The organism is Sphingomonas sp. SUN019, assembly GCF_024758705.1.
Taxonomy (GTDB): Bacteria; Pseudomonadota; Alphaproteobacteria; order Sphingomonadales; family Sphingomonadaceae; genus Sphingomonas.
Genome location: NZ_CP096971.1, coordinates 1,142,425 through 1,166,763, shown reverse-complemented (window position 1 = coordinate 1,166,763; position 24,339 = coordinate 1,142,425). Strand labels below are relative to the sequence as shown.

Genomic DNA, 24,339 nt, shown 5'->3' with positions numbered 1-24,339 from the left:
GGCTCCTAGCGCGCCGCGCCGGAGACGGTGCCGCTACGCGAGGCGGCATAGCGCGACATCACCTTGCCGACGTACCCCTGCGTTTCGCGGTAGCGCGGGATGCCCTTGTACTTCACGACCGCGCCGGGGCCGGCGTTATACGCCGCGACCACCAGCGGCACGTTGTTGCCGAACTGGCGCTGGAGCTGCTTGAGATATGCCGCACCCGTGCTGAGCGCGAGGCCGCGATCGTTGAGCAAAGCGCGCGGATCGCGCACGCCGAGGCTGCGCGCGGTGCCCGGCATCACCTGCATCAGACCGAGCGCGCCCTTGTTCGATACGGCGCGTGGATTGCCCGCCGATTCAGCGGTGACCATCGAGGCAAGCAGGTGAGGATCGATCCGGTAGCGATGGCCGATTGCGGCGACGAGCGCGTCGTTGCTGGCTCCGCCTGACCTTTGCACCTGGCGGACCGCTGCGGCGAGGCGCTTGCGATAGCCAGGCATGGAGATCGACACCGGTCCCGAGCTTTCCGGCACGACGACCGCGGATGCTGGCGTGAACGAGGTGGGATTGGCCGCGGCGGGGGCGCCGCAAAGCTTGGCGGCTTCACTAAATCGTCCGCCGAATGCGCCGCCTTCGCAGGTGCCCGCGCTGGCCGGGACGGCATAGAACGCCACGGACGCAGTCAGCACCACGCCAGTCAGTGGCAAAAACCCGTCAATCTTGATCCGACGCTTCGACATGGACCACCGCTCCTTCGCACCCACGCCTGAATCCGGCATGAGTCGTTCTGGTTACCGCGGGGTCCTGCGATACGGGCGACGATCGCCCGGCCCCAACCTGATGCAACATCAACGCGTTAGATGGAACCCGCGTCTCTTCGACTGGTCGTGCTATTTGGGCGGCTTGTCCTGAAATGCGGCCGGAATGTGTCTGGTTAATGCCACGCAGCAACATTTCGGCGACCCGCGGAAAAGCTGGCGTTCCGTCTGAGTCGCCCCCCATATCGCGTTGTACAATGACAGTTTTCTGACGGATCGTTACGGGTCCGACGAATTGACATAGGTTGTTTTCGCCCCGATTATCATGACGTCGAACACGCAAACGGGTCCTGCGGTACGACTTCATACGGGCGGTTCACCGCCCTGGCTGACGAAGACGATCGTCCTGGCGCGAAACGTGCCGGATGCGCGCCACCGTGCGCCCATCCGGCTCATCAATCGGAGCGCCCAGTGGCCGGAAAGAACGACGGCGGCGACAAGACGGAGAAGCCGACACCGAAGCGGCTGGCCGATGCGCGCAAGAAAGGCGACGTCGCCAAGTCCAAGGATGTGACGGCGACCGCGACCTTGTTCGTGTGGCTGATCGTGCTGGTGTTCGGCGCGGGCTTCGCGGGGACGCGGATCGCAGCCTTGTTCGACCAGGGCTTCGTCATCATCGCCTCCGATCAGCCCTTTGTGCTGTCCGCCAAGTCGCTCGGCTGGAGTGCGCTGTTCGCGCTGCTCGCCATTTCCGCCGTCGCCTTGATCCCGGCTGCGATCACCGGCGTGCTGGCCGAATTTCTGCAAGCGGGCGGCGTCTTCACCACCGAGAAGATGAAGCCCGAACTGAGCAAGCTGAACCCCGTGGAGGGGTTGAAGAAGATGTTCAGCATGGACAATCTGATCGAGCTGCTGAAGACGATCGCAAAGGCGGTGCTGATCGTCTTTGTCATCTGGCTGGTGCTGCGCGGATCGCTGGCCGATATCCTGGAAAAGACCGGCCCCTTGCTCCAGCCCGCCGCCGAGAGCGACGGGCGCGCGGCCGCTGCGTCGGTGCTGTCGTTCACCGGCGAACTGGTGCGATCGGCGTTGCTGTGGACCTTCGCGGTATTCCTGATGGTCGCGGTGCTCGATCTCGGCTGGCAGAAGCACAGCTTCCTGAAGAAGATGCGTATGTCGATGCGCGACATCCGGCAGGAATCGAAGGAAAACGAGGGCGATCCGCTGATCAAGGGCAATCGCCGCCAGCTGCACGAGGAATGGGCGAACCAGAATTCGGTCGGCGCGGCGCGCGGTGCGAACGTGCTGGTCGTCAACCCGACCCACATTGCGATCGCGATCGACTATGACATCGAAAGCTGCCCGGTGCCGGTGGTGACCGCCAAGGGCGAAGGCCCGCTGGCGCAGGCGATGCGCGAGGCGGCGGAAGAGGCTGGCGTGCCGATCATCCGCCACGTCCCCGTCGCGCGCAAATTGTATGAAGACGCCGCGGTCGACGACGTGATCCCGCGCGACATGTTCGAGGCGATCGCGCAGATCATCCTGTGGGCGAAGAAGGTCCGCACCGGCGACGCGCCCAACAACACAGATCTCGGCGAACGAACGCTTCAGGAGAGCAACTAAATGGATTCGACGATCGGCACCGCGTTGTCCGGGCTGCTCGGCATGGTGATCGCGCTGGCGGTCGTGCTGGGCCTGGCCTGGGTGTGCCTGAAATTCCTGCGCCAGTGGCAGGAGCGCGGGATGGGTCGGCGCGAGGGCAACCCCACCCGGCAGTTGCGCTTCGTTCGCGCGCTCGCGGTCGGGCAGCGCGAACGGCTCATGCTGGTCGAGGCGGAGGGCGAATTGATGCTGATCGGCGTGTCCGCGGGATCGGTGAATTTATTGAAGAACTGGGGTGCGGGGTCTGCGCCGCCGCCGGATAGCGTAACGGAGCGTGACGCATGAGCCGCCATCACGCACCGCTTCGCGACCGGCTTCGCTCGATCGACGCAGGCCGCGCCGAACGCCAGACGCAGTTGATCGCCGCGCTGACCGCGCGTGCGGTCGACGACGATACGCTTACGGCGCGGGTCGCGTTCGAGCGCGACCGCCGCGCGGCCGCGGCGTGGATACGTTTCCGCGCTGACGGCGCGCCGGTCTATCTCGCGCCGCTGCTTGTCGATGGCGCGCTGGCGCGGCTGGCGCGCGGCCATGAAGGCCCCGATCCTGCGGTCGCCGCGGCGCTGCTCGCCAGGATCGAACCTCTGGTCGTGGCGATCGAAGCGGCGTTGGGCGCAGAACTCTTTCCCGACGGGCTCGATACGTCCGATCCCTCGGATTCCATCCTGTTGCGTATCGATGCTCATGGCGCGGGCGGGGCCGTCCGCCACCGCCTGCTCGTCGCGTTTCCGCCCGAGGGGCCGGTCGCGGCGCCGGTGTTACCACCGGTCATCCCGTCTTCGCTTGGCGCGCTGCGCTGGCGCTGGACGGCGACGTTTAACGGCCCGCCGCTGCGTGCGATTCGCGTCGCCACGATCAGGGCGGGCGACATGATGCTGCTCGGCCTGCGCCCGTTGGTGGCGCGGGTGAAGCTGCCGGGGCGCGGGCCTGCGGTTGCCGGGCGGATCGATCTTATCAGGGGAAATATGACGTTGCAGAATGATATCGTCGAAGACCCCGCCGCGGGGCGCGAACCGATCGCGCCCGCATCCGACACACAGCCCATCGATTGGGATGAACTGCGCGTGCCGACCGTCATAGAGATCGATGGCGCGATGGTGTCGGCCAGTGAAGTCGCCGCGCTTGGCGGTGGCAGCGTGTTGCCGCTGCCGGCGGGCAACGGCACGCTCGCGGTCCGCGTGATCGCTGGCGGCACGCTGATCGGCAGCGGCGAACTGGTGGCGGTGGGGGAGGGTTTCGGCGTCCTCTTCACCACTGTCGTCGCCGACAACGAAACCAAGAGCTAAGGCCGATGGACCTGTCGACCTTCACGCCGGGCTCCGCGCTCGTCGTCGTCATCGCGCTCGCCATCGCGCCGTTCTTTGCGGTGATGGTGACCAGCTTCACGAAAATCGTCGTGGTGCTCAGCCTGTTGCGCAACGCGCTGGGCCTGCAGCAGGTGCCGCCGAACATCGTGCTGAACGGCCTTTCGCTGATCCTGACGCTCTACGTCATGTATCCGGTAGGGCAGCAGATGCAGGACGCCATCGCGCAGAACCCCGCGCAACAGCAGATGCAGATGCAGGAGGGCGGCGGCGCGTTGTCGTCCACCAACACGATGCTGAATTCGATCGAGGCGGGGAAGGAACCGTTGCGCGGATTCCTGCTGAAGCACAGCAGCCCGACCGAGCGTGGTTTCTTCCTGAAGACGGCGCAACGCGTCGGCGACCCGAACCGCGCCGCGGAGATGACCGACCGCGACTTCATCGTCGTGATCCCGGCGTTCGTGGTGCGTGAACTGAGTCTCGCGTTCCAGATCGGATTCCTGATCTTCCTGCCGTTCCTGGTCATCGACCTGGTGATTTCGAACATATTGCTCGCGATGGGGATGATGATGCTGTCCCCCACGACGATATCGCTGCCGTTCAAGTTGCTGCTGTTCGTGCTGGTCGATGGATGGGTGAAGCTGAGTCACGGACTGGTGCTGAGTTATGTGTAGCGCGGGGGCGGCGGCGTGAACGGTGATTTCGTCAGCCTGACCAATGACGCCTTGTGGCTGGTGCTGGTATTGTCCGCGCCCCCGATCGTCGTCGCGGCGATCGCCGGGCTGATCGTCGCGGTTATCCAGGCGGCGACGCAGATCCAGGAACAGACGCTGCAATATACCGTGAAGTTCTTCGCGATTGTGCTGACCCTGTTCCTGACGGCGGCGTTGCTCGGCGGGTCGCTGTACCGGTTCAGCGACCGCATCTTTACCGAGTTCCCGGCGATGATCCGCAAGTGACAAGGTCGTGAACGGCTGGGCCGATCAAGTCCTGCTGCTCGGCGTCGCGACCGCGCGGGTCGCGGCGACGTTTTTCCTGCTGCCGATGTTCTCCAGCGAAACTGTCCCCGCATTGGTGCGCAATTCGATCTTCGTATCGCTTGGCGTCGTCAGCCTGGCGATGCAGCCGCCGCTCGATATTTCGATGCTGGGGCCGGGGCAGTGGGCGACGATCCTGATCAAGGAAGTGTTCGTCGGGCTGCTGATCGGTTTCTTCTTTGGATCGGTGCTGTGGGCGCTGGAGGCGGCGGGGCAGATCATCGATACGAAGGTCGGCGCGACGCTGGCGCAGGTCGTCGATCCGCTGTCCGGTCATCAGACCTCGCTGAACGGCGCGTTCCTCGGACGGCTGGCGGGGGTGGTGTTCGTGTCGATGGGCGGGCTGTCGCTGCTGCTGCGCGTCATCATGGAAAGCTACGCCTTGTGGCCGGTCGCCGCGCCGATGCCCGCGCTCGATCCGCGCGGGCTTGGCATCGTGGAGGGCGAATTCGGGCGAATGATGGTGCTGGCGACACTTTTCGCCGCACCCGTGCTGACGGTGCTGTTCCTGATCGACGCCGGACTGGGACTGATGAACAGATTCGCCCAGCAATTGAACGTCTTCACCCTGTCGTTGTCGATCAAGGCGTTCGCAGCGACGTTCCTGCTCCTCCTGTTGCTAGGCAGCTACATCACCGCGATCATCCGCGACATCGCCAGCCGCCCAGCGGTGATCAACGCGATCCTCAAGGGCCTGGGCGGATGAGCGAGGCGATCGAGGACGAACGCCTCGCCGCGATCGCCGAGTTGCTGCGCAAGGCTGATGCGATGCCCGGATCCGCCGCACCGGTGGCGATCGGCGAGCATATGGTGGAGGCGGCGCGCGTCCCGAAACGCCACCGCGAGACGTTGCTCAAGCTGACGCCAATGGAACTGACCTGCATCCGCTTTCTGGGATGGGGCCGCTCCAACCCCGACATCGCGACGTTGCTGCTGATTTCCGAGAACACCGTGCGCGTCCACCTGTCGAACGTCACGCGCAAGCTGGAATTGGACGGAATGCGCGAACTGGCCGCGCTGGCCGGACTATTGTTCTATCCGGCGGACTGACGCGTCAGTAGCGATAGCCCGCTTGCCGGCAAGCCGCTGCGAGCCGGGTCACGCGAGGACTGTTGGGGCCGTAACGCGCACTCAAACCCGGCACCGATTCGCAGTAAGCGCGCGATTTTGCGCTAATCTGGAGGCCGTTGGGCGCGCGCACCGTCGATCGTGCGCCACCGCGTTCCGCATATCCGTCCGCCATCGATGATTGAACTTGAGTGCGCGACAACGCGCCAAGGTCCACTGCACCCGGCATGTCCTGTGCAAGCGCCGGGGTCACTGCAAACAGGCCCAGCGAAAGCAGCATTCCGGTTCTCATCATGATAAGCTCCCGTGAAAGTCTTGCTGTTACAACAAAAAAGCGGCCGGGTTGTTTCCAACCCGGCCTTCGTAAGTGGCGGATACGCGATGAACCGAGGCTTACTGCTTCGACGCCATCCGTCCCATCGACTCGCCGACCGTCTTGATCGCGTTGCTGGTCGCGTTCATCAGCATGCCGAACTGCTGCGAAACCACGCCGAACTCCGCCGACAGGCCCGGAGTATCCTTGGTGATGCGGCTGGCCATATCGGTCATTTCGTCGCCCAGCTGATCCAGTTGCTGGCCGAGCACCTTGGCCATGGCCATCAGCCAGCCCTGCGCGCCGCCTGCGCCGCCCGCGCCCTTGCCCTTGCCTTGCTTGGCTTCCTTGAACTCGTCGCTCTGGCCCATCCGTTCGACCGTGTCGCGGATGAAATCCTGCGTCGCTCGCTGTTGATCGGCGATGTCGCGCGGCGACGCTCCGGAGGCGAGGCCCGCCTCCTCAATCGACGCATTGACCGACTGGCCCAGGTTGTTGGCGAAGCCGCCGATATCGCCCGTCGAGCCGGCAAACGACGTTTGCGCCATATCGATCACCGACTGCGGCAGACCAAGCTGCTGTCCCATTTGCTGGAGCATCTGTTGACCGATGCGCGAAAACACTTGGGCAGCCAGCTGGGTCATCATGCCGCCTGCGGGGCCGAGCGCCGCGGTGGCCAACAGCGAAGCGGGATTGAAACCGTTGATACCGAACATGGGTGTCTCCATTCGAAATCTGCAGCCTCATCGCTCTCATCGCTGGAGGCTTGGTGGGCGGCGGCACGTCGCGCCGTCGATGGTCCTTATGGCGTGTTCCTCGGACCTGCGCGCTCAGCGTTCCGACTAGACCGCCTAATCGCTTCGACTAGTGCCGTCCGCGTTCCGCGCGCGTACGAGTTCCTTTGAATGGAGTTGGTTATGAGCATCAATATCGGCGTGCGTGCAGGCGATATCGCGATCGGGACATCGTTGATGGCGCGCGGCGAACGCACGCAACAGGTTGTGGATGACGCGAGCCGGACGTTGTCCGATACGCTGCACAACACTTGCTCGGACGATGCTCGCCGATTGGATCGCCCAGGTGCGCTGGAAACATTGCTGATGCAGCCCGGTCCGCTCGATCGGCTGGCGGCGAGAGAATGACGGCTAATCGCTTCGATTATGGCGTGCCCGCAAAGGTTGCGCGAAAAGACTTTCGAGAGTCGCAGCATCGCGACCGACAGGAAAGACCATGAACGGAATCGATCGCCTTTCGTCCGCCCCGCCGCTCTCCGCGCTCGACGCGGGGAGCGGCGGGGTTGCCCGCACCGCCGCCACGCAGGCGATCGGCGAGATCGGGCACCGCGCACTCGCCTGGGTCGGCGCGATTGGCGGCGATAGCGCCGGATCGGCGGCGTGGGCCGAGCGGGCTGGTGCGACTGGCGGGTTTTCGCCCGACGCATCGGTGCTGGCGCAGCGCGGCGACGTGTACGGCCTGAACGACATGGCGCGCGGGATCGCAGGCCAGTTTGGCGCGACCCCGACGCAGGAAGGCGAATTACGCCGCGCAATGGAGGATTTCACGCGCGCCGCGGTGATTCAGGTTGCCGGGCTGTCGGGGCCCGATGGGGCGCGACAGGTGGCCGGGCTCGGCGATGCGCTTGACGCGGCCGCGGCCGGTGAAGCGGGTGGCGGCGTCGATGAGGTCGTCGCGCGGCTCGAAACTGCGACCGCCACGCTTTCTCGCGCTAATGGCGGTTGACGCGGGAACCGCGGTGCGGTTCGTGCGTGGTGACGTCCAGGGCGTAAAGGGCGCCTTATCAACGGGAAGGGTCGCCATGTTGCTTCGCGCACTGTCCATCGCCACTGCCGTGATCGCAGCACCCGCGGTCGCGCAGAGCGGCGGGATCGCGGTCATCACATCGGGCAGCGAACAGGCGTTGCAGGTCGGTGGAACGGTCGTGTCGCGGCCGTTTGGTGCGCAATTGGTCGACCGGGTCAGCGTCGTCGGCACGTACCGCAGCGGTCCGCGCACCTTCCATCTGGTGCGCGGGGATGCGGGTGGGGATTGCCCGGCGCGCTATGTCGTCGTGACGCGCGAGGCGGATGGCGCTCCCGCCGCGACCGAGCCGTTCGGGACGTGCAGCAAGGGCGCGCGCGCGGAGGCTGGCCGCACCGGTTTCGCCGTTGCGATGCCGGCCACCGCCGCGGGCGGTCCGTTGGTGCGGTTCCGCTATGACGGTGGCGCGATGCGGCTGGAAAATGCCGCGCCAGCCGCCGGGGTGGCGAGCAGCGACGGGGCGGCGGGCTACGGCGCGCGCTCGGCTTCGACGTGCCGGACGCCGACCTCGGCCGATCCGGCGACGCAATCCGCGGTGGTGGCGGAGTTCGAACAGAATTACCCGATCGAATATCGCAAGATTTCGACGCTGAAACGCACCGAGATCGATACCGACGAACTGCGCGCGACGGTCACCGGCCTCGCCTGCCTCGCGCGCTGGCCCGGCGCGGAAGAAGTGGTTCCGGCCGCGGCGACCCCGCTGTTCGCTAGCAAGCGTCACGGTCCCGCCGCCTTCGCGCTGATCGACACGATCGCGCGCGATCCGCTGTCCGACGTGAACCTGCGTGCCGCGGTACGCGCGTTCGGCGCCGAGATGACCTACCGCGTCGACCGGCGCGAGCCCCTCTAAACGTTTCGATTAGCGACGGCGCTTTCGGCTCGCGGTAAATTGCTTCCGACACGACAGAAATCGGGAGCGGCATGATGACCGTCAACGCAGTCCAGCGCAGCGCAGAGCCTTCGGGCGGCGGTTCTTCGAGCGGCTATATCGTGAAGGCGGGCGATACGCTGTCGGCAATCGCGCAGCGTAGCGGCGTCACCCTGCAGTCGCTGATCAACGCCAACCCGCAGATCCTGCACCCAGACCTGATCCGACCGGGCCAGCATGTGTCGATCCCCTCGGGCGGCGCGGCTGGCGGTGGGAGCTACACCGTCAAATCCGGCGATACGCTGAGCGCGATCGGCGCGCAGCACGGGGTCAGCTGGCAGTCGATCGCGCAGGCCAACAACCTGTCAAACCCGAACCTGATCCTCCCCGGCCAGACGCTTTCGATTCCCGGGCGCAGCGGCGGAACCGGGAGCAGCGGCGAGGTCGGCGGGACCGGCGCCGCGACGCCCGGTGGCGGCACGGGCAATGTTGCGGAGATCGCCGCTAAATATCTCGGACAGAACGCGTCGTCGCTGAAGGGCAATACGCGCGACAATCTGCCGATGAACGCGAACGTCCCCTCCAACGTCTGCTGCGCGAATTTCGTGTCGGCGGTGCTGACCGAGGCGGGGCAATTGCCCGGCAACCTGCATACTGACTCGGTCGCGACGCTGAACTCGACGCTGCGGTCACGCGGCTGGACGCCGGTCCCGGCGAGCGAAGCAAAGCCGGGCGACGTCGTCATCATCCAGGGAGGCGGTGTGTCGCATACCGAGATCGTTTCCGGCCCCGGCCAGATGATCGGATCGAACAACGTCAATGCGGACGGTACGCAGCGGATCAGCCCCGGCGACCTGTCCTGGGCGCTGAGCAAGGGGGGCGTGATCCTGCGTGCGCCAGCCAGCGAACGGACGCAAACCGACGGCGCGACCGGCGCAGACGGCCCCGCGGCCACGGGAACCGGATCGCGGCAGGACAGGATCGACCAGGCGACGCGCTTCTTCGAAGGGCAGGGGTGGAGCCACGCGCAGGCGATCGGCATCGTCGCCAATCTCGACGCCGAAAGCGGGATGGATGCGGGCATCCGTCAACACGGCGGCGGGCCGGGCTTCGGCCTGGCGCAGTGGGAAAACCCGCGCCAGCGCGACTTCGCGGCTTGGGCGGGCAAGGACATCCACCAATCGACGTTCAACGAGCAGTTGCGCTTCATCCAGCACGAGCTGACGCACAGCGAGCGTGGGGCGGGAAATGCGTTGCGCGGCGCATCGACCGCGCGCGAGGCGGCTGAGATCGTCACGCGGCTGTACGAACGCCCCGCCGACACTGCGGGCGAGGCCGCACGTCGCGGTCAGCGCGCCGCCGATATGGCGCGGTGAGGAACGGCTTCATCGGGAACGGCGTTTCCACCATCATGAAACGCGTGTTCCTGATCGTCCAGCTTGCGATCGCCGCTCCCGCGGTGGCGCAAAACCGCACCCCCGCCACCGATACCGTGCGCTGTTCGCTGAACTACGCCCCCGATCGCACCTGCCGCCTGACCGATACGGTCGGCCGCGGTGGCTATCACCGAATGGTATTCGCGATCGGCGGTCGGCAGTTGACCTTCGTCGGCAAGAAGCAGACCGGCTGGTGGGCGGGAAAACTGAACGGCAAGCCCGCGATGGGATATGAGCGCAATCGCGGCAATGTCGTCTTCAGCACCTATGATCTGTCGACCAGTTTTTCCTGGTGGTATCCGTCGAACGCGCATGGGACCTACTGATCGGCTAGCTGAAAATGGATGCCGTGAGGCGTCAGCCGAGAATCAACGACCCGCGGCGTCAGCCGAAAATCGCAGGTGGCGCGCCATAGCGCGTCGACCAGTCCGCCCACGCCACATCGGTCGGCCCGATCGCATGCGCGACGACGCGCCATTCGGTCCCGCTACGATGAAGCAGTGCGGCGTATGTCCGCGAAACGACACCGTGCGCCGCATCGTCCGCGCGCGGCGTGCCGGTATAATCGATCGGAACGCCGTCACGCTCCTCCATGTCGGCATGAAGGAACGCCCAGTCGCCCGACAAGCCCAGCTTCCTGACCCGGAACAGCACGGGCTTTCCCAACGCCGCGGCGACGGGTTCGCGCGCACGATCGAGGATCGCGCTGCGTGTTTCCTTGTCGACCGGCGCCGTCGCCGCCGCTGCTATCGCCATCGCCGTCCATCCCGTCATCATCTCCGCCACCATAGCGTTCTGTCGTTACGGTCAACCGACTGGCGCGGCGGGGAGTTCCCGGTTTGAGGCGGATGACCGGGATGATGGTGGCGGCGCGAGCCTATGCGTTGGCGCGGTGGCGGACGCGGACGCTTACGTCGCGCGCAGCGGTCGAACGCTATCAGGCGCGGCGTCTGGTGGTGCTGGGGCAGCATTTGCGGGAAGCGATCCCATTCTACCGCGATATCGATCCGGACGCTTTCGCTACGTGGCCGGTCGTCGACAAGAACATCCTGCTGGCGAACTTCGCCGCGATGAACGCGGCGGGCATTTCGCTCGACCGCGTGCGCGACGCGTTGGGTCGAGGCGAGACGGTGGTCGACGGCCATGCGATCGGCCACAGCACGGGGACGAGCGGCAACCGCGGCTATTTCGTTGTCAGCGAGGCGGAGCGGTTCGTGTGGCTGGGCACGTTGCTGGCGAAGGCGCTGCCCGATGCCCTGTGGCGGCGGCACTGCGTGGCGCTCGCGCTGCCGGGATTTTCGCGGCTGTACGGATCGGCGGAGGGCGGGAGCCGGGTGACGCTGAGGCTGTTCGATCTGGCGGAGGGGGTGGATGCGTGGGCTGACAGGCTTGCGGCGTTCGCGCCCGACACGATCGTCGCGCCGCCGAAGGTGTTGCGGCTGCTCGCCGAGCAGGGCGCGTTGACTGCGACGACGATCTTTAGCGCAGCGGAGGTGCTCGACCCGCTCGACGAAGCCGCGATCCTCGCCGCGACCGGGGTGCGTGTACGGCAGATCTACATGGCGACCGAGGGGCTGTTCGGCGTGTCGTGCGCACATGGCATGCTGCATCTGGCGGAGGATGTGGTTCATTTCGGCTGGGAGCCGAGCGCGCCGGGCAGCGATCTGGTCCAGCCGGTCGTCACCGACTTCACGCGGCGTGCGCAGGCGATGGCGCGGTATCGGATGAACGACCTGCTGGCGCTGAGCGATCGTCGTTGCGCGTGCGGATCGGCGTTTCGTGCGGTCGAACGGATCGAGGGGCGGCGCGACGACCTATTCTGGCTGGCGGGGACGGACGGCGCGCCGCATCCGGTGACGCCCGACGTATTGCGCAACACGCTGATCGACGCCGACCGTGCGATCGCCGATTTCCGCATCGTCCAGACCGGCGCGTCGGCGATGACGGTGCGATTGCTAGTCGGGCAAGGCGACGATCTCGCGGTGCAGACGGCGTTCGCGCGACTGGCGGCGCGGATGGCGCTTACGCCGCTCACGGTAACGATCGACCGCGGGATCGACGTGCCATTCGATGCGAAATTGCGTCGCGTACGTCGGGAATGGTCGCCCGATCAGAGCAATACGCTCGTCTCGTAGCGCGACGGCGGTGGCGGATTGCCATTCGCGAACCCCCAGATCGCCGGACCGAGGAAATCGAGTGGGCCGATCGCATACGCCCCCTTGCGATCCGCTTGCCGCGACAGGATGCGGCGATCCTGCGCCAGGATCGGGCGGTGGAACGCCTTCAGGAGTATGCGCTTTAGCGATGCGGGCAGCCGCCCGCGCGGCGTGGCGAAATGCGCCCACGGTCGCGTCGTCGCCGCATCCTCTGGCACGAAGACCACCGCGATCGAAAGGCGCAGCCCGGCGGGGCCGGTAAACGCGACCTCGCCGATCGTGGGTGGGTAAAGTCGCCCGATGCTGGTGGTGCGATGCCCCTCGAACAATCGCGGGATCAGGCCGGTGGCGCGTGTTTCCTCGACATACGTGGTGCTCGCGCCGTCGTTCGTGACCTCCACCGTCACCGCGACCAGCTGGCGCTTGTCGGGCGCGCGCACGATCCACGGGTGGACGTGATGCGGATGCGCGGGGTCGAGGTGATTCTCCAGCGCATCCAGCACACGCGCTCGCGACGCCGCGACCGGCCACCAAAAGCGATCGAGCGCTTCGTCCTCCATCGCCGCCGGTAGCACGGGGAAAGCGCCGTCACCCAGCGTCGTCCAGACCATTCCGGCGGCGATGCGCACCGGCAGGGCAGCGGCCGAGACCGCCGTAACGTCGCGCGATCCAGGCACCGCGCGGCACACGCCGCCATCGCCGAACGCCCAGCCGTGATACGGACAGATGATACGGCCATTCGCGACGCGTCCTTCACTCAAAGGCATGCCGCGGTGCGGGCAGCGGTCGTGCAGAACGACCGGATCGCGCTTACCCGCGAACACCACCAGCGGCTGGCCGAGCAAGCGGCGCGCGACCGGCTTTCGCCCGAGATCGCTGAGGCGCGCGAGCGGATACCAGCCGTTGGCGATGGCGACCGGCCAGCCGCTCATAGCCCGCGCCGCCGCATCATCGGTACGGCATAGCGTTCGAGCAACGCGGCAAGCGCGCGGATCGCCGCGCGACGGTGCGGGGAAAGGTGCGCGACGTACATCGCCCAATACTCGATCACGCCGTGCGCGCCGCGCAGGCGTTTGAACTCCGCTGCCCCGGCCGATCCGTGCAATCGCAAGCCGCGCTCCATCGCGGCCTGCCCGAACAGCCACGAGGCGATACGGTACAGTCCCGCCGATCGCGGTGCGCTGATGTCGTACCCGACGACGGGCGGCGTCACGACGTCGCCGCGTGCGAGCAACCCCGCGACCGCCATGATTTGCCCGTCCGGCGCGCGGGCGACGCGGTAATCGATCAAGCCGCTCACCAGCGTTTCGGCAACAAAGCGCGGCGTAAAGACCGGGTTCAGCGCGCTGTATTTGCCGACGTAGAGCTGGTGGTAGAGTTCGGCGATGCGGCCTGCGTCGGCGGCTGCCGCGGGTTCGAGACTGAGCCCCGAGCGTGCGATCAGGCGGCGGTCGTTGCCGTAATCGTTGCGCGATTTCCAGTCGCGCGCGAGGTTGTCCGTCACCCAGATCTGACGCGACGGGATCATCACCCAATCGTCGTCGCGTGCTGATGCGGCGAGCGCGGGGCTCGACCAATCGTCGACCGATCGGATCGCGAGGATATGATGCGGAAAGCGTTCGGTCAGCGCGGCGCGGACCCTGGGCAGGTCCGCGCCGTCCCAGTCGCCGTGCAGGTTGGTCGATAGCAGCCAATTGTCGATATGGACGATGCGGTTGATCCCTGCCGCCAGCAGCAGCCTGCCCGCGGCGCGGATCAGCGGCGACAGCAATGCGCCGCCCCGTACCCCGACCAGCTCCATCTCGCGCAGGCCGTAGAGGATATACGCGCTGTGCGGCAGGCAGACGTAGCTGTCGCCGACCGCACCGTCGTTGACCGTGACCGGCAACACGCGGCCGTCGCTGGCGAGCGCGAGCCACCGCGTCCGCACGTTCGACGCCATCGCCCGCGCACCGCCGTGCGCAACCGCCGCGATATATGATCGTTCGGCGGGCGGAATCGGGGGCCAGATGGCGTTCGGGTCGGCGGGGTCGAAGATCATCCAATCGGCTCGCCGTTCCATTCGATGTCGTCGGTCGTCTGGCGCGTCGGGCTGCGGTGACGGGTTAGGCCGAGCGCCGCGAAGCGCGCGGCGTCGACGATCGCTCCAATTGCGGGCCAGCGATCGCCGGGTCGGCCGATCGCGTCGGTCCCTTCGCGCCACGTGCGCGCGAACTGCGCGATCCGCCCGGTGACAAGCGACGTCGGCGCGCCGAGCAGCGCCATGGCGGGCGACAGGTGGCGGCGCGTGCCGAGTGGTGGCGCGGGCTGAGGTTCGCCGATGATCGCGCGCGCCAGCGTTTCGCCATCGTAGAGATGCACCCCGCTCACCGCGCGCGGGTTGCACTCGATCGGGACCGCCTCGCCGTTCGCGGTCAGGATCAAGTCGAACGACAGATGCCCGGTCATGCCGGTCGCCGCGGCGATCCTGCGCGCGACCTCGACCGCCGCAGGGCAATCGATCGCCTCGAACGCATAGGCCGCCGACCGGCCATGGCGCAGCGTCGGGCGATAGACGACCGCCGTCGTCACGACACCCGAGACGACCGCCGACCACAGGCACACCTCCTCGCCTGCGACGTACTCCTGCGCGACCCAGCGATGGTCGGGCGACGGTTTTACACGCCGCACGTCACGCGGACGGATCAGCGTCGCGGCGGCAAAGCGCGAAAATTCTGGTTTCAGCACCAGCCGCCCAAGGTCCAGCCCGGCAAGTTGCGCAGGATCGGTCAGCAACTGCGTGTCCGGCACGCGCACCCCGGCCGCGCGCGCCAGCCCGACGAACGCGCTTTTGGAATGAAGCGCGCGCAACGTCGCGAGCGGCGGCGCGAACACCGGATACGCCCCGTCCGCCGCGGCGACGACGTAGAACACCTCCTCGCACGTCGGCACGACCAGCGTCGCGCCCAGCCTGTCGACCAGCGCCGACAATTCCTCCCGAAACGCCCCAAACTGGTGCCGCGGCGGCGGCAGGCGATGCACCGGAAACCCCGACCGCGACCAGCACGCCGCATAAGCCGCGACCGAATCCGCCAGGTGCACGTCATGCCCTGCCGCGCGAAACGACCGCGCGATATCGAGCGCCACTGGCGCACGCGCGCCGGTCACCAAGATGGTCACGCCCACTCGCTCGCGCATTCCGGACAATGCGACGGTGTCAGCCGGATGTCGGGATTGCGCACACGCAGTCGATGCAGGTCGTGCAGCGTCGCGCGGGTTGCGGCGGGGTCACCCAGCAGCGCCATCGTCAGCCGCGGCGGCGGCATGTCGCGGCGGATTGCATCGCTCGACCACGCCGCGTCGGCGACCAGCATGTGCAGCCCCGCATCCTCGCGCAGCGCCAGCCCCCAATGACCGGGGCAATGGCCGGGCAGGGGCAGCGCGAGGAACGATCCGTCGCCCAGCAGATCGGCCCCTTCAACGAACGGCGCAAGATCGGCGGGCAGCGGCACCCGCGGCGCATCCTCGAACCACCGCGCACGCGTCAGGAAATCGAGCGGGGCCAACGCGCGCAGCATCCCCTTGCGCACCGACCCCAGTCGGCTCCCCGCGCACATCGCATCATATCCGGCGCGCGCACAGTGGATCGCGGCGTTCGAAAAGCGGTGCGTGCCCGCCATGTGATCGGCGTGAAAATGGGACAGGATCAGGTGGCGCACGTCGCCCGGCGCAACTCCGGCCGCCGCCAATTGATCGGCCAAGGCCTCCCGTGGCCCAAGCGTCGGCGGGGTCGTCCAGCGGTACAGGCGCTCCGGAAACGGCTCGGTCGCGGTGAAGAAGGCGGGATCGTAACCGGTGTCGAAGACGATTGGCCCTTCCTCTGGGTGAACCAGCAGGAACGCGAGCGCCGGAAATTCGACCGGCCGCCAGCGCCCGTCGCGGATCGCCATGCGCTGGGGGTGGCGGCAGAAGCCGACGCGAAAGCCGCGCAACGTTACGCGGCGCATATCGCCTCCAGCGCGTGGTCGATCGCATCCTCGGGCGAAATGCGTGGCGTCCAGCCAAGTCGGTCGCGCGCGGCGGAGAGATCGAAGGTCTGCGACCAGCCGAGCGTCATCACGCCATAACGCGTAATCAATGGCTCGCGGCTCGTGATGCGCCCGATCGCCTCCAGCGCGCCCGCACCGGCCATCGCCAGCGGGCGCGGCAGGTTGGCGATCCGTGGCGTCAGGCCAAGGCGCGCGGTGATGCGCGTCACGATCCAGCGCACGCTGCGCGGTTGTCCGCCCGAGATGTTGAACGCCGCCCCCCCGACCTCTGCATCGGCGGCAGCGATCAGCGCCGTCGCTATATCGCGCGCGTCGGTCAGCTCGACCAGCGCCGCCCCGCCGCCGGGCAACGGCACGCGCCCCTGTCGGATCGCGCGCATCAGCCGTGGGAGCAGCACCGCGTCATGCGGCCCGACGATCGCGCGCGGCCGCAATACGATCGTCCGCATCGCCGGGCTGTCGGCAGCAAGCACAAGCCGCTCGCCCTGCCATTTCGTGCTGGCATAAGCGCTGGCAAAGCGCGCCGCGGGCGGCGATCGTTCGGTCAGATCGAGCCGTTCGCGTGCCTCGGCATAGATCGACGGCGTCGAGACGTGGACGAGACGGCGGCATCCCGCCCGCGCCGCCGCTTCAAGCAGCCGGGCGGTGGCATCCATGTTGATCGCCGCGAAATCGCGCGGGCGGCCCCACGGCGATGAGAGGGCCGCGAGGTGGAACACAACATCTACTCCATCCGCCAGTGTCGCCGGGATCGGCTGCGTCAGATCGAGCGGGATGATGCCGTCGCCCGTACGCCGTCCGGTCGCACGCACCTGCCATCCCGCCGCGACGAGCGTCGGAACGAGCGTTCGACCCAGCCCGCCGGTCGCGCCCGTCACCAGCGCCAGCCGCGTCACCAGCGCACCAATATGCCGCCGAGCGTGATCCCCGCCGCACTGCCGACCAGCAGCACGGTCGACCCCGGCGTCAGCCGTCCGGTGGTCGCGGCGACGTGGAGCGCGTGCGGCAGGCTGGTCGCGACCTGATTGCCGTGCTCCCCGAAGATGTCGACGATCCGGTCCCGGTCGCCGCCCAGGACGTGCGACAGGTGATCGATCGCGGGCGCGCTCGCCTGATGCGGGACGATCAGGTCGATCTCGTCCGCGCGCACGCCTGCCGCACCAAGCAGCCGATCGAGAAATGCCGGGAACAGCCGTGCGGTCTTCCGGTAGAGCGCGGGGCCATCCATCCGGAACCGCGTCGCCGCGAGAAATTCGTCGTGGTCGCCGCGCGGGTCGACGCGCGTGCCGCCCGCGTCCAGCCGGCACAGATCGGCATGGTCGCCGTAACTCTCGAACCGGCTGGCAAGCACGCGATGGTCGCCCGCCTCGACCGCCAGCGCCGCCGCACCGTCGCCGAAGATCGGGCCAAGCGCCAAATCGGCCGGATCGACCGCCGCGCTTGGCATATCGGCGGTGACGATAAGCGCCCGACGCCACTTGCCCGCGGCGATTCCCGTCACGGCCAGATCGAGCGCGAGCAGCCCTGAAAGACAGGTCGCATTCACGTCGAACGCAGCGACGCCCGATGCACCGATCCCCAACCGCCGCTGGACGAGGATGGCGGTGCCGGGGATCGGTTGTTCCATCACGCTGCACGCGCCGATCAGCACGTCGAGGTCCGCGGCGCGCCAGCCCGCACCGGTTAGCGCCTGTTCGGCGGCGGCGGTCGCCATTGCCGACGTGGTTTCGTTCGCTCCCGCGATGGGTCGCCCGTTCCGCACCGTCTTCGGCCGATAGTTGCCGCTCCCGGCGAGCGCGAACCCTGTCATGCGCGCAATCATGCGCCGGGGTGGCGGCGTTCTGCAAGCGCGGCCTAGTCATTCCGATTATGGCCGGCAGGCCAGACAAGGCGCACAACCGCCACGGATTATAGGAATAAGAGAGGAGCATCATGCTCGATCCCGTCCGTCAGGCCGCGCCGCCGCCACCCCCCGTTCCGCCGCAGGTGCCGACGCGCCCGGCGAGCGCGGTCGCGCCCTACGTTTCGGGCTGGAATCCCCCGGCGGTGCCCCCCGCCGCCCCGGCTCCGGCGCCCGCGCCGGAGCCGAAAGGGTTCCTCAGCAGCCTCGGCAGCGCGATCTCGAACGGCGACATCCGCGCGGTGGCCAGCACGGTACGCGACGGCATCGGCGACGCGACCGAAGCAGGCCGCAACGGCATCACCAGCGCGGTCAACTGGACCGGCGAGACGATCGGCCAGGGCGCGGATTTCGCGCGCAGCCAGATCACCGGCGACGATTTCCTCTCGCAAGGGCTGCGCGGCGCGATCACGGGCGCGGAGAGCATCACGCGCTTTCAGGTCGGCGTCGCGGGCGGCGTATTGCGCGAAGGCGTCAGCCTGGTCGGGACGGTCGGGCAACTCGGCATGACGCTGGCTGAGGCGCAGGTATCGGCCGAGGCGCGGCAGGAACTGACCGATACCGTCGTCGGCGCGGTGCGCAGCGGCGCGGGCGTGACGGGGAATTATCTGTCCAGCGTCGCGAACGACCCGAGCCGGTTGGGTGGTGACCTGAAGGGCGCATGGGATGCGACCAGCGGCTTCGTCGGCGACACCGCCAATCGTTACGGTCAGGCGATCGCCGAGGGGCGCACCGAGGAGATCGGCCTGGATGTCGGTATGGTCGCGACCTATGTCGTGCCGGTCGGCGGCGGTCCGGCGTGCGCGCTGCTGGGCGGTGCAGCGCGCACGACGGCGGAAGGCGCGGCGCGGGGCGTGACCTCGACGGTCGTGCGCGAGGCCGCACCCGGGCTGACCCGCATTGCCGCGAACGATGTCGCGGGCGTGGCGCGGACGGCGGCGAACGATACCGGCCCGCTGCTCGGTCGGGCGAGCGATCTCGCCCCCGCCGGGCGCGACATTCCGGCCGAGGTGCTGCACGCGAAGGCCGAGATGGCCGGGTTCGTCTATGGCCGTGGCGCTTTGCCTGCGGGGACGCGCCAGGTCACCGACGCGAGCGAACTCGCCCGGCTGAACCTCGATTCGACCATGCTCGACCGCGGGGCGTTCCATGCTGAGGTCTATGCGACCGGGGCGACTGGATCGGAGGCCTATACGGTCGCCTTCCGCGGATCGGGCGGTCGCGTCGGCGACTGGGTGACAAACGCGCAGCAGGGCGTCGGCCTGCCGTCGAATCACTATGCGCAGGCGCTGGAAATCGGCCGCTCGATCGCGCGCGCCGATCCGGCGCTGGACGTCAGCTTTGTCGGCCATTCGCTCGGCGGCGGACTCGCCTCGCACGCCGCGAACGCGTCGGGGCGTGAGGCGATCACCTTCAACGCCGCGGGGCTGCACGGCGCGTCGCGCGCCGAGGGCGCGGCGGTCGCGGCCGAGAACGGCTTGCGGACGGGCACCGCCGACAATTTCGCGGTGCCGGGCGAGTTCCTGACCACCGCGCAGAACGTCATCCCGTTCGTATCGCGCGCGTTCGGTGAGACGCACGCCTTGCCCCTCGTCCGGCCGGAGGGGTTGGGCGCTTTCTCGCAATATGGTCCGCTCGGCCCGATCAACCGCCACATGATGAACTGGGTGCTAGCCAGCACCGCCTCGCGCCTTCCCTGACGCTTGACAGTCGCGTTCGCGCGCGGCTCTTGAACGCCGGGTCGGACCGCGCGAGGATAAGCGATGGATGAAGTATCGCGCGCGGCGTTCGTGGATGGAGCCGACCTGCCGACGACGGCGGAATTGCTTGGGTCCGAAACGCTCGGGGGGTCTGGGCGGGAACTGGTCGCCGCCCTTCTAGCCCGCGACTCTGGCCGCGTGGTTCATCTGATCGATCGCGACCCTAAATTGCTGGAGGTCGTCGCCGCCGACCGTTCAATGCTGGAGGTGGCGGTCGCGACCGGGGACATTGCGCTGGTCGACGTGTTGATCGCGAAGGGCGCGGCGCTCGATGGCGCGAGAGACGGCGGACCGCTGGTGTTGGCCCTCCATGCCAACGCGCCCGGCATTGCCCACGCGCTATTGACCGCCGGAGCCAGCCCGACCCCCCCTGATAATCCGCTGGCGGCGTTTCGCGCGGCGATCGCGCTGGGATCGGCAGGCGGCGTACGGCTGCTGCTCGATTTTGGGGGCGACCCCGACACACGCGGTGGGCTCGATCGCCGACCGCTGCACATCGCGCTCGACATGGAGCAATTCGGCATCGCGGAGCTGCTGATGTCGCGTGGGGCGGACCTATGGGCGGTCGATGCTGGTGGAGCCAATCTGGGCACTGCAGTGACGACGCCGATGGTCACGAACGATCCGGCGGAACGCGATTCGCAAATCAGGCTGGCGGCGCGGGCGATTGAGGCGGGCTGGCCCGATCCTTCTCCAACCCCTCAGGCAATCCGCGCCATGTCGCTCGCCGGAGCATGGCCGCCGAAACGCTGATCGCGGCGGGCTGGACAAACTGGTCGGGTAGGTGCGGGTGGCGGGGGCGGGGCATTCGTTCATCAGTCTAGCGCGAGACGTAAGGTCGTGCTTGGCGCAACCGGGAAAACTCATGCCTCCCGTTTACGAGCGCGACCCTGCGCGGCGGTCGCCGGAAACATGGCGCACCCAGCAGGATTCGAACCTGCGACCTCTGCCTTCGGAGGGCAGCGCTCTATCCAGCTGAGCTATGGGTGCCTGGAGGGGTCGCCTAGCAAAGCGGCGGGCCGCGCGCCAGTCCTACTTCGCCCCTACTTCGCCAGCGTCACCGGCTGAAATTCTGCCAGGCCGCAACTGGCGCCGCGCATCATCGGGGCCTGTTGCAGGACGGTGATGATGTCCTGCTGACACAATTGGCTGAGCGAGGTCGCGTAGGAGAAGCGGCGTTCGAAGTTGAGGCCGGGGCAGCCCTGCGGCAGCGTCACGCGATACGTCTTGTTGCCCAGCATCCGGAAATCGATGATCCGGTCGCTGCGCACCAGGCTTTCGCGGATCGAGCGGAGCGGGATGCAGCTTTCGGCTTTCCCGATCGGCGTGGCGGCGGGGATTTCGTTGCGGTCGCGTGCAGCGCCGGGCGATGCGATGGCAGCGACGGCTAAAGCGGCGAGGACGGGGATTCGCATAGTCACTCTCCCTTCCCGGCGGCGGCTTTCGGGGCCGGGGTCTTCGGTTTGAACGCGCACAGATCGCTGACGATACACCGCCAGCATTCGGGCCTGCGCGCCTTGCACACATATCGGCCGTGCAGGATTAACCAGTGATGAGCGTGGAGGCGGAACGGCTGCGGCGTCGCCTTGTCCAGCTTCAGTTCGACCGCGAGCGGGGTCTTGCCGCGGGCGAGGCCGGTGCGGTTGCCGATGCGGAAGATGTGCGTATCGACCGCGAAGGTCTCCGCGCCGAACGCGACGTTCATTACCACGTTCGCGGTCTTTCGCCCGACGCCGGGGAGTTTTTCGAGTTCGTCGCGGTTCGCGGGTACGTCGCCGCCGTGGTCGGCGATCAGCGCCTCGCTAAGCGCGATGACGTTCTTCGCCTTGGTGTTGAACAGGCCGATCGTCTTGATGTGGTTCTTCAGCGCCGCTTCGCCGAGCGCGACCATCTGTTCGGGGGTCTTCACGCGTTCGAACAGCGCGCGCGTCGCCTTGTTCACGCCCGCGTCGGTCGCCTGCGCCGAGAGCACCACCGCGACGAGCAGCTGGAAAGTGTTGCCCGATTCCAGTTCGGTCTCGGGGTGGGGGTTGGCTTCGGCGAGACGGCGGTAGAATTCGAACGTGTCGGCCTTTTTCAAAGCCCCAGCACCTCGGCCATCTGGTAACGGCCGGCAGGTTTGTCGGCGAGCCACAGCGCGGCCTTGATCGCGCCGCGCGCGAAGATCGTGCGGTCCTCTCCGCGGTGGCCGAGTTCGATCCGTTCGCCTTCGCCCGCGAACACGACGAGGTGATCGCCGACAACGGTGCCGCCGCGGAGCGACGAGAAGCCGATCGTCCCTTCGCTGCGCGCGCCGGTCAGCCCCGCGCGGCCGTCGACGCGGGTGTCGGCGAGCGTGGTTTCGCGCCCCGCGGCGGCTGCCTCACCGAGCAGGATCGCGGTGCCCGAGGGGGCGTCGACCTTGTGGCGGTGGTGCATCTCGGCGATCTCGATATCCCATTCGGGGCCAAGCCGCGCGGCGGCGTCGCGCACCAGGATGCCGAGCAACGTGACGCCCAAGGAGGTGTTGCCGGTCTGCAGCACCGCTACGCGGGCGGCGGCGGCGTCGATCGCGGCGTGGTGCGCCGCGGTCAGTCCGGTCGTTCCGATGACGATCGGCGTGCCCGCCTCGACCGCGGCGGCCAGATGCGATTCGATCGCGGCGGGGGTGGAGAAATCGACCAGCACGTCGGCGGCGGCGGCGAGCGGCGCGGGATCGTCGCCCGCATCCACCCCTCCAGCGATGGTCGCACCTTCGTCCTCGGCGATCGCGGTGATCACCCGGCCCATACGCCCTGCGCTGCCGTAGATGCCGATCGCGGTCATGCGGCGGAGGCCGAATGTTGAGGTGAATGTTGTGAATGTTGAGACGCTGGCGCGCTTTTCGCGGGCGTCGGAACTTGAGTGGGGTGGGATTTGGGGGGCGTCGTCATCACGAGGGCGCTCATGACATAGATCGGGGGCTGTAGGACAGGGCCAATCCCTACCCCTACCCCTACCCCTACCGTACCCATTCATGACGACAGGACGCGTCGTAAGTCAGTTGTCGACGACATTTACAAGATTTCCGGCGGGGTCGCGAAAAAAGAACCGGCGGAGACCCCATGCTTCCGTCACCGGGCCGTAGACGACGGCCGCGCCCGTGGCACGCACAGCAGCTTCGGTGGCGTCGAGATCGTCTACGCCGATCGAAATCACGGGCAATTCTGTCCCGGAACCACCCTCGTACGCAGTGTGTAGTTCTATCTTTTGGGGCTTTGTTCCGACGAGAAAAGCGATCCAACCCATATCGAGGGCGAGATCGAGCGCGAAGACCGCTTCATAAAATCTGGCAAGCGCGACTGGGTCTGGCGCAACGAGGTTGGCGACGATCCTGGTGACAGCCATAGCTTCGGTGACCCTTGTGGGCGGGTGGCGCTTTCCGCGATCGCGACGCGGCTGTACCGTAAGACCATGGCAGATATTCGCAACATCGTGGTGTTGACCGGCGCTGGTGTCTCCGCCGAGAGCGGAATCGCGACGTTTCGGGGGCCGGGGGGCCTGTGGGAGGGGCATCGGGTGGAGGATGTGTGCACGCCCGAGGCGTTGGCGCGCGATCCGGAGCTGGTGCATCGGTTCTACGATCTGCGGCGGGCGGCGTTGGCGGGGGTGGTGCCGAATGCGGCGCATCTGGCGTTGGCGCGGCTGGATGCGGCGTGGGCGGGCGAGTTGCTGATCGTTACGCAGAATGTCGACGATCTGCATGAGCGCGCGGGCGCGACGCGGCTGTTGCATATGCATGGGGAGTTGCGGTCGGCCTCGTGTGCTTCTTGTGGGGGGCGGGAGGCTTGGGAGGACGAGTTGCCGCCCGGCAGCGGATGCACCTTATGCGGGGCGGCGGCGCTGCGGCCCGACATCGTGTTCTTTGGTGAGATGCCGTATCAGATGGAGCGGATCGAGGCGGCGGTGGCGGGGTGCGATCTATTCGTGTCGGTGGGCACGTCGGGGGCGGTCTATCCGGCGGCGGGGTTCGTTCAGATGGCGCGCTATCATGGCGCGACGACGCTTGAGTTGAACCTGGAGCAGTCTGCGGGGAGTGCGTGGTTCGATACGACACGGCTGGGGCCGGCGGGGGAATTGGTTCCGGCTTGGGTGGATGAGGTTCTCGCGAGATAAGACCTACGCAAATTCTATTCCTCCCCTGCAAGGGGAGGTGGCAGCGCGAAGCGCTGACGGAGGGGTGTCACCCTCTCGAGAGGTCGACACCCCTCCGGCGCTCCGCGCCACC

The 24,339-nt window shown here is 67.4% G+C and carries 30 protein-coding genes and 1 tRNA gene; 16 read left to right on the top strand and 15 right to left on the bottom strand.

Annotated elements, in window-relative coordinates; translation table 11 throughout:
• Positions 1-5 precede the first annotated feature (5 nt).
• Entirely contained in the window at positions 6-725 is a 720-nt protein-coding gene (locus M0208_RS05650; protein ID WP_258890751.1) for a lytic transglycosylase domain-containing protein, read from the bottom strand.
• A gap of 489 nt (positions 726-1,214) precedes the next feature.
• On the opposite strand from M0208_RS05650, the gene sctU reads away from it, so the two are divergent.
• From sctU to M0208_RS05615, 7 genes are read left to right on the top strand one after another with little or no spacing between them, the layout of a single operon-like run.
• A complete protein-coding gene (gene sctU / locus M0208_RS05645; protein ID WP_258890750.1) occupies positions 1,215-2,366 on the top strand; it encodes a type III secretion system export apparatus subunit SctU in 1,152 nt (383 codons plus the stop codon).
• Positions 2,367-2,690, top strand: a complete 324-nt coding sequence (gene fliO / locus M0208_RS05640; protein ID WP_258890749.1) for a flagellar biosynthetic protein FliO — start codon at positions 2,367-2,369, stop codon at positions 2,688-2,690.
• Positions 2,687-3,691, top strand: coding sequence for a FliM/FliN family flagellar motor switch protein (locus tag M0208_RS05635; RefSeq protein ID WP_258890748.1), 1,005 nt, complete (start codon positions 2,687-2,689; stop codon positions 3,689-3,691). The genes fliO and M0208_RS05635 overlap by 4 nt, the downstream gene beginning before the upstream one ends.
• 5 nt (positions 3,692-3,696) lie before the next feature.
• Entirely contained in the window at positions 3,697-4,383 is a 687-nt protein-coding gene (gene sctR / locus M0208_RS05630; RefSeq protein ID WP_258890747.1) for a type III secretion system export apparatus subunit SctR, read from the top strand.
• Between the two features lie 15 nt (positions 4,384-4,398).
• Positions 4,399-4,668 carry a type III secretion system export apparatus subunit SctS gene (gene sctS / locus M0208_RS05625; protein WP_258890746.1) on the top strand — a complete coding sequence of 90 codons (270 nt, stop codon included), beginning with the start codon at positions 4,399-4,401 and terminating at the stop codon, positions 4,666-4,668.
• A gap of 7 nt (positions 4,669-4,675) precedes the next feature.
• The gene (sctT, locus tag M0208_RS05620; protein ID WP_258890745.1) at positions 4,676-5,452 is read left to right on the top strand and encodes a type III secretion system export apparatus subunit SctT; all 777 of its coding nucleotides are present in this window, start codon (positions 4,676-4,678) and stop codon (positions 5,450-5,452) included.
• Positions 5,449-5,796: a helix-turn-helix transcriptional regulator gene (locus M0208_RS05615; protein ID WP_258890744.1), complete on the top strand. Its 348-nt coding sequence runs from the start codon at positions 5,449-5,451 to the stop codon at positions 5,794-5,796. The genes sctT and M0208_RS05615 overlap by 4 nt, the downstream gene beginning before the upstream one ends.
• Before the next feature lie 4 nt (positions 5,797-5,800).
• Here the strand turns inward: M0208_RS05615 and M0208_RS05610 are convergent, their stop codons facing one another.
• Positions 5,801-6,094, bottom strand: coding sequence for a hypothetical protein (locus M0208_RS05610; RefSeq protein ID WP_258890743.1), 294 nt, complete (start codon positions 6,092-6,094; stop codon positions 5,801-5,803).
• A 113-nt stretch (positions 6,095-6,207) separates the two neighbouring features.
• Complete coding sequence (locus tag M0208_RS05605; RefSeq protein WP_258890742.1) at positions 6,208-6,843, bottom strand: hypothetical protein; 636 nt, start codon at positions 6,841-6,843, stop codon at positions 6,208-6,210.
• Positions 6,844-7,044: 201 nt separating this feature from the next.
• Here M0208_RS05605 and M0208_RS05600 point away from each other — a divergent pair, with 201 nt between their 5' ends.
• From M0208_RS05600 to M0208_RS05580, 5 genes are all read left to right on the top strand, one after another.
• Positions 7,045-7,269: a hypothetical protein gene (locus M0208_RS05600; RefSeq protein ID WP_258890741.1), complete on the top strand. Its 225-nt coding sequence runs from the start codon at positions 7,045-7,047 to the stop codon at positions 7,267-7,269.
• Between the two features lie 88 nt (positions 7,270-7,357).
• A complete protein-coding gene (locus M0208_RS05595) occupies positions 7,358-7,867 on the top strand; it encodes a hypothetical protein (protein ID WP_258890740.1) in 510 nt (169 codons plus the stop codon).
• Positions 7,868-7,943: 76 nt separating this feature from the next.
• On the top strand, positions 7,944-8,795 hold the full coding sequence (locus M0208_RS05590) for a hypothetical protein (RefSeq protein WP_258890739.1): 852 nt from the start codon (positions 7,944-7,946) through the stop codon (positions 8,793-8,795).
• 74 nt (positions 8,796-8,869) lie between these two features.
• A complete protein-coding gene (locus tag M0208_RS05585; RefSeq protein ID WP_258890738.1) occupies positions 8,870-10,189 on the top strand; it encodes a phage tail tip lysozyme in 1,320 nt (439 codons plus the stop codon).
• Positions 10,186-10,575 carry a hypothetical protein gene (locus tag M0208_RS05580; RefSeq protein ID WP_258890737.1) on the top strand — a complete coding sequence of 130 codons (390 nt, stop codon included), beginning with the start codon at positions 10,186-10,188 and terminating at the stop codon, positions 10,573-10,575. The genes M0208_RS05585 and M0208_RS05580 overlap by 4 nt, the downstream gene beginning before the upstream one ends.
• Positions 10,576-10,633: 58 nt before the next feature.
• Here M0208_RS05580 and M0208_RS05575 read toward each other — a convergent pair whose 3' ends face one another.
• Complete coding sequence (locus M0208_RS05575) at positions 10,634-11,026, bottom strand: hypothetical protein (RefSeq protein ID WP_258890736.1); 393 nt, start codon at positions 11,024-11,026, stop codon at positions 10,634-10,636.
• A gap of 71 nt (positions 11,027-11,097) precedes the next feature.
• Between M0208_RS05575 and M0208_RS05570 the strand changes: the two genes are divergently transcribed.
• Entirely contained in the window at positions 11,098-12,384 is a 1,287-nt protein-coding gene (locus M0208_RS05570; RefSeq protein ID WP_258893173.1) for a F390 synthetase-related protein, read from the top strand.
• Here M0208_RS05570 and M0208_RS05565 read toward each other — a convergent pair.
• Genes M0208_RS05565 through M0208_RS05540 form a run of 6 tightly spaced genes read right to left on the bottom strand, consistent with a single transcriptional unit; the run spans position 12,360 to position 18,243 of the window.
• Positions 12,360-13,337 carry an aromatic ring-hydroxylating dioxygenase subunit alpha gene (locus M0208_RS05565; RefSeq protein ID WP_258890735.1) on the bottom strand — a complete coding sequence of 326 codons (978 nt, stop codon included), beginning with the start codon at positions 13,335-13,337 and terminating at the stop codon, positions 12,360-12,362. The genes M0208_RS05570 and M0208_RS05565 overlap by 25 nt on opposite strands.
• The gene (locus M0208_RS05560) at positions 13,334-14,446 is read right to left on the bottom strand and encodes a GNAT family N-acetyltransferase (protein WP_258890734.1); all 1,113 of its coding nucleotides are present in this window, start codon (positions 14,444-14,446) and stop codon (positions 13,334-13,336) included. Before M0208_RS05560 ends, M0208_RS05565 begins: the two co-directional genes overlap by 4 nt.
• The gene (locus M0208_RS05555) at positions 14,443-15,564 is read right to left on the bottom strand and encodes a hypothetical protein (RefSeq protein WP_258890733.1); all 1,122 of its coding nucleotides are present in this window, start codon (positions 15,562-15,564) and stop codon (positions 14,443-14,445) included. The genes M0208_RS05560 and M0208_RS05555 overlap by 4 nt, the downstream gene beginning before the upstream one ends.
• Positions 15,561-16,391: an MBL fold metallo-hydrolase gene (locus tag M0208_RS05550; RefSeq protein ID WP_258890732.1), complete on the bottom strand. Its 831-nt coding sequence runs from the start codon at positions 16,389-16,391 to the stop codon at positions 15,561-15,563. The genes M0208_RS05555 and M0208_RS05550 overlap by 4 nt, the downstream gene beginning before the upstream one ends.
• Positions 16,379-17,329, bottom strand: coding sequence for an NAD(P)-dependent oxidoreductase (locus tag M0208_RS05545; RefSeq protein WP_258890731.1), 951 nt, complete (start codon positions 17,327-17,329; stop codon positions 16,379-16,381). Before M0208_RS05545 ends, M0208_RS05550 begins: the two co-directional genes overlap by 13 nt.
• Positions 17,326-18,243 (bottom strand): 3-oxoacyl-[acyl-carrier-protein] synthase III C-terminal domain-containing protein, encoded by a 918-nt coding sequence (locus M0208_RS05540; RefSeq protein ID WP_258890730.1) that lies wholly within the window; start codon positions 18,241-18,243, stop codon positions 17,326-17,328. The genes M0208_RS05545 and M0208_RS05540 overlap by 4 nt, the downstream gene beginning before the upstream one ends.
• Positions 18,244-18,365: 122 nt before the next feature.
• Here M0208_RS05540 and M0208_RS05535 point away from each other — a divergent pair, with 122 nt between their 5' ends.
• Both M0208_RS05535 and M0208_RS05530 read left to right on the top strand, forming a co-directional pair.
• On the top strand, positions 18,366-20,033 hold the full coding sequence (locus tag M0208_RS05535) for a hypothetical protein (RefSeq protein ID WP_258890729.1): 1,668 nt from the start codon (positions 18,366-18,368) through the stop codon (positions 20,031-20,033).
• A gap of 63 nt (positions 20,034-20,096) precedes the next feature.
• Positions 20,097-20,846, top strand: coding sequence for an ankyrin repeat domain-containing protein (locus tag M0208_RS05530; protein ID WP_258890728.1), 750 nt, complete (start codon positions 20,097-20,099; stop codon positions 20,844-20,846).
• Positions 20,847-21,006: 160 nt separating this feature from the next.
• Here M0208_RS05530 and M0208_RS05525 read toward each other — a convergent pair.
• The 5 genes from M0208_RS05525 to M0208_RS05505 form a co-directional block, all read right to left on the bottom strand.
• Positions 21,007-21,083, bottom strand: a tRNA-Arg gene (locus M0208_RS05525).
• 53 nt (positions 21,084-21,136) lie between these two features.
• Positions 21,137-21,508, bottom strand: coding sequence for a hypothetical protein (locus M0208_RS05520; RefSeq protein ID WP_258890727.1), 372 nt, complete (start codon positions 21,506-21,508; stop codon positions 21,137-21,139).
• Between the two features lie 2 nt (positions 21,509-21,510).
• Entirely contained in the window at positions 21,511-22,173 is a 663-nt protein-coding gene (gene nth, locus M0208_RS05515; protein WP_258890726.1) for an endonuclease III, read from the bottom strand.
• The gene (gene dapB, locus M0208_RS05510; RefSeq protein WP_258890725.1) at positions 22,170-22,898 is read right to left on the bottom strand and encodes a 4-hydroxy-tetrahydrodipicolinate reductase; all 729 of its coding nucleotides are present in this window, start codon (positions 22,896-22,898) and stop codon (positions 22,170-22,172) included. The genes nth and dapB overlap by 4 nt, the downstream gene beginning before the upstream one ends.
• Before the next feature lie 213 nt (positions 22,899-23,111).
• Entirely contained in the window at positions 23,112-23,459 is a 348-nt protein-coding gene (locus M0208_RS05505; RefSeq protein ID WP_258890724.1) for a VOC family protein, read from the bottom strand.
• 66 nt (positions 23,460-23,525) lie between these two features.
• On the opposite strand from M0208_RS05505, the gene M0208_RS05500 reads away from it, so the two are divergent.
• Complete coding sequence (locus tag M0208_RS05500; RefSeq protein ID WP_258890723.1) at positions 23,526-24,227, top strand: NAD-dependent deacylase; 702 nt, start codon at positions 23,526-23,528, stop codon at positions 24,225-24,227.
• Positions 24,228-24,339 lie beyond the last annotated feature (112 nt).

What these genes read in the sequence shown, in the direction of transcription:
- M0208_RS05505 (WP_258890724.1), bottom strand. Translation starts at nt 23,459, where the DNA reads ATGGCTGTCACCAGGATCGTCGCCAACCTCGTTGCGCCAGACCCAGTC.
- M0208_RS05520 (WP_258890727.1), bottom strand. Translation starts at nt 21,508, where the DNA reads ATGCGAATCCCCGTCCTCGCCGCTTTAGCCGTCGCTGCCATCGCATCG.
- M0208_RS05635 (WP_258890748.1), top strand. Translation starts at nt 2,687, where the DNA reads ATGAGCCGCCATCACGCACCGCTTCGCGACCGGCTTCGCTCGATCGAC.
- M0208_RS05500 (WP_258890723.1), top strand. Translation starts at nt 23,526, where the DNA reads ATGGCAGATATTCGCAACATCGTGGTGTTGACCGGCGCTGGTGTCTCC.
- M0208_RS05590 (WP_258890739.1), top strand. Translation starts at nt 7,944, where the DNA reads ATGTTGCTTCGCGCACTGTCCATCGCCACTGCCGTGATCGCAGCACCC.
- sctR (WP_258890747.1), top strand. Translation starts at nt 3,697, where the DNA reads ATGGACCTGTCGACCTTCACGCCGGGCTCCGCGCTCGTCGTCGTCATC.
- M0208_RS05605 (WP_258890742.1), bottom strand. Translation starts at nt 6,843, where the DNA reads ATGTTCGGTATCAACGGTTTCAATCCCGCTTCGCTGTTGGCCACCGCG.
- fliO (WP_258890749.1), top strand. Translation starts at nt 2,367, where the DNA reads ATGGATTCGACGATCGGCACCGCGTTGTCCGGGCTGCTCGGCATGGTG.
- M0208_RS05615 (WP_258890744.1), top strand. Translation starts at nt 5,449, where the DNA reads ATGAGCGAGGCGATCGAGGACGAACGCCTCGCCGCGATCGCCGAGTTG.
- M0208_RS05535 (WP_258890729.1), top strand. Translation starts at nt 18,366, where the DNA reads ATGCTCGATCCCGTCCGTCAGGCCGCGCCGCCGCCACCCCCCGTTCCG.
- M0208_RS05585 (WP_258890738.1), top strand. Translation starts at nt 8,870, where the DNA reads ATGACCGTCAACGCAGTCCAGCGCAGCGCAGAGCCTTCGGGCGGCGGT.
- M0208_RS05560 (WP_258890734.1), bottom strand. Translation starts at nt 14,446, where the DNA reads ATGATCTTCGACCCCGCCGACCCGAACGCCATCTGGCCCCCGATTCCG.
- M0208_RS05595 (WP_258890740.1), top strand. Translation starts at nt 7,358, where the DNA reads ATGAACGGAATCGATCGCCTTTCGTCCGCCCCGCCGCTCTCCGCGCTC.
- M0208_RS05600 (WP_258890741.1), top strand. Translation starts at nt 7,045, where the DNA reads ATGAGCATCAATATCGGCGTGCGTGCAGGCGATATCGCGATCGGGACA.
- M0208_RS05570 (WP_258893173.1), top strand. Translation starts at nt 11,098, where the DNA reads ATGACCGGGATGATGGTGGCGGCGCGAGCCTATGCGTTGGCGCGGTGG.
- M0208_RS05650 (WP_258890751.1), bottom strand. Translation starts at nt 725, where the DNA reads ATGTCGAAGCGTCGGATCAAGATTGACGGGTTTTTGCCACTGACTGGC.
- M0208_RS05540 (WP_258890730.1), bottom strand. Translation starts at nt 18,243, where the DNA reads ATGACAGGGTTCGCGCTCGCCGGGAGCGGCAACTATCGGCCGAAGACG.
- dapB (WP_258890725.1), bottom strand. Translation starts at nt 22,898, where the DNA reads ATGACCGCGATCGGCATCTACGGCAGCGCAGGGCGTATGGGCCGGGTG.
- M0208_RS05610 (WP_258890743.1), bottom strand. Translation starts at nt 6,094, where the DNA reads ATGCTGCTTTCGCTGGGCCTGTTTGCAGTGACCCCGGCGCTTGCACAG.
- M0208_RS05575 (WP_258890736.1), bottom strand. Translation starts at nt 11,026, where the DNA reads ATGATGACGGGATGGACGGCGATGGCGATAGCAGCGGCGGCGACGGCG.
- M0208_RS05530 (WP_258890728.1), top strand. Translation starts at nt 20,097, where the DNA reads ATGGATGAAGTATCGCGCGCGGCGTTCGTGGATGGAGCCGACCTGCCG.
- M0208_RS05565 (WP_258890735.1), bottom strand. Translation starts at nt 13,337, where the DNA reads ATGAGCGGCTGGCCGGTCGCCATCGCCAACGGCTGGTATCCGCTCGCG.
- M0208_RS05550 (WP_258890732.1), bottom strand. Translation starts at nt 16,391, where the DNA reads ATGCGCCGCGTAACGTTGCGCGGCTTTCGCGTCGGCTTCTGCCGCCAC.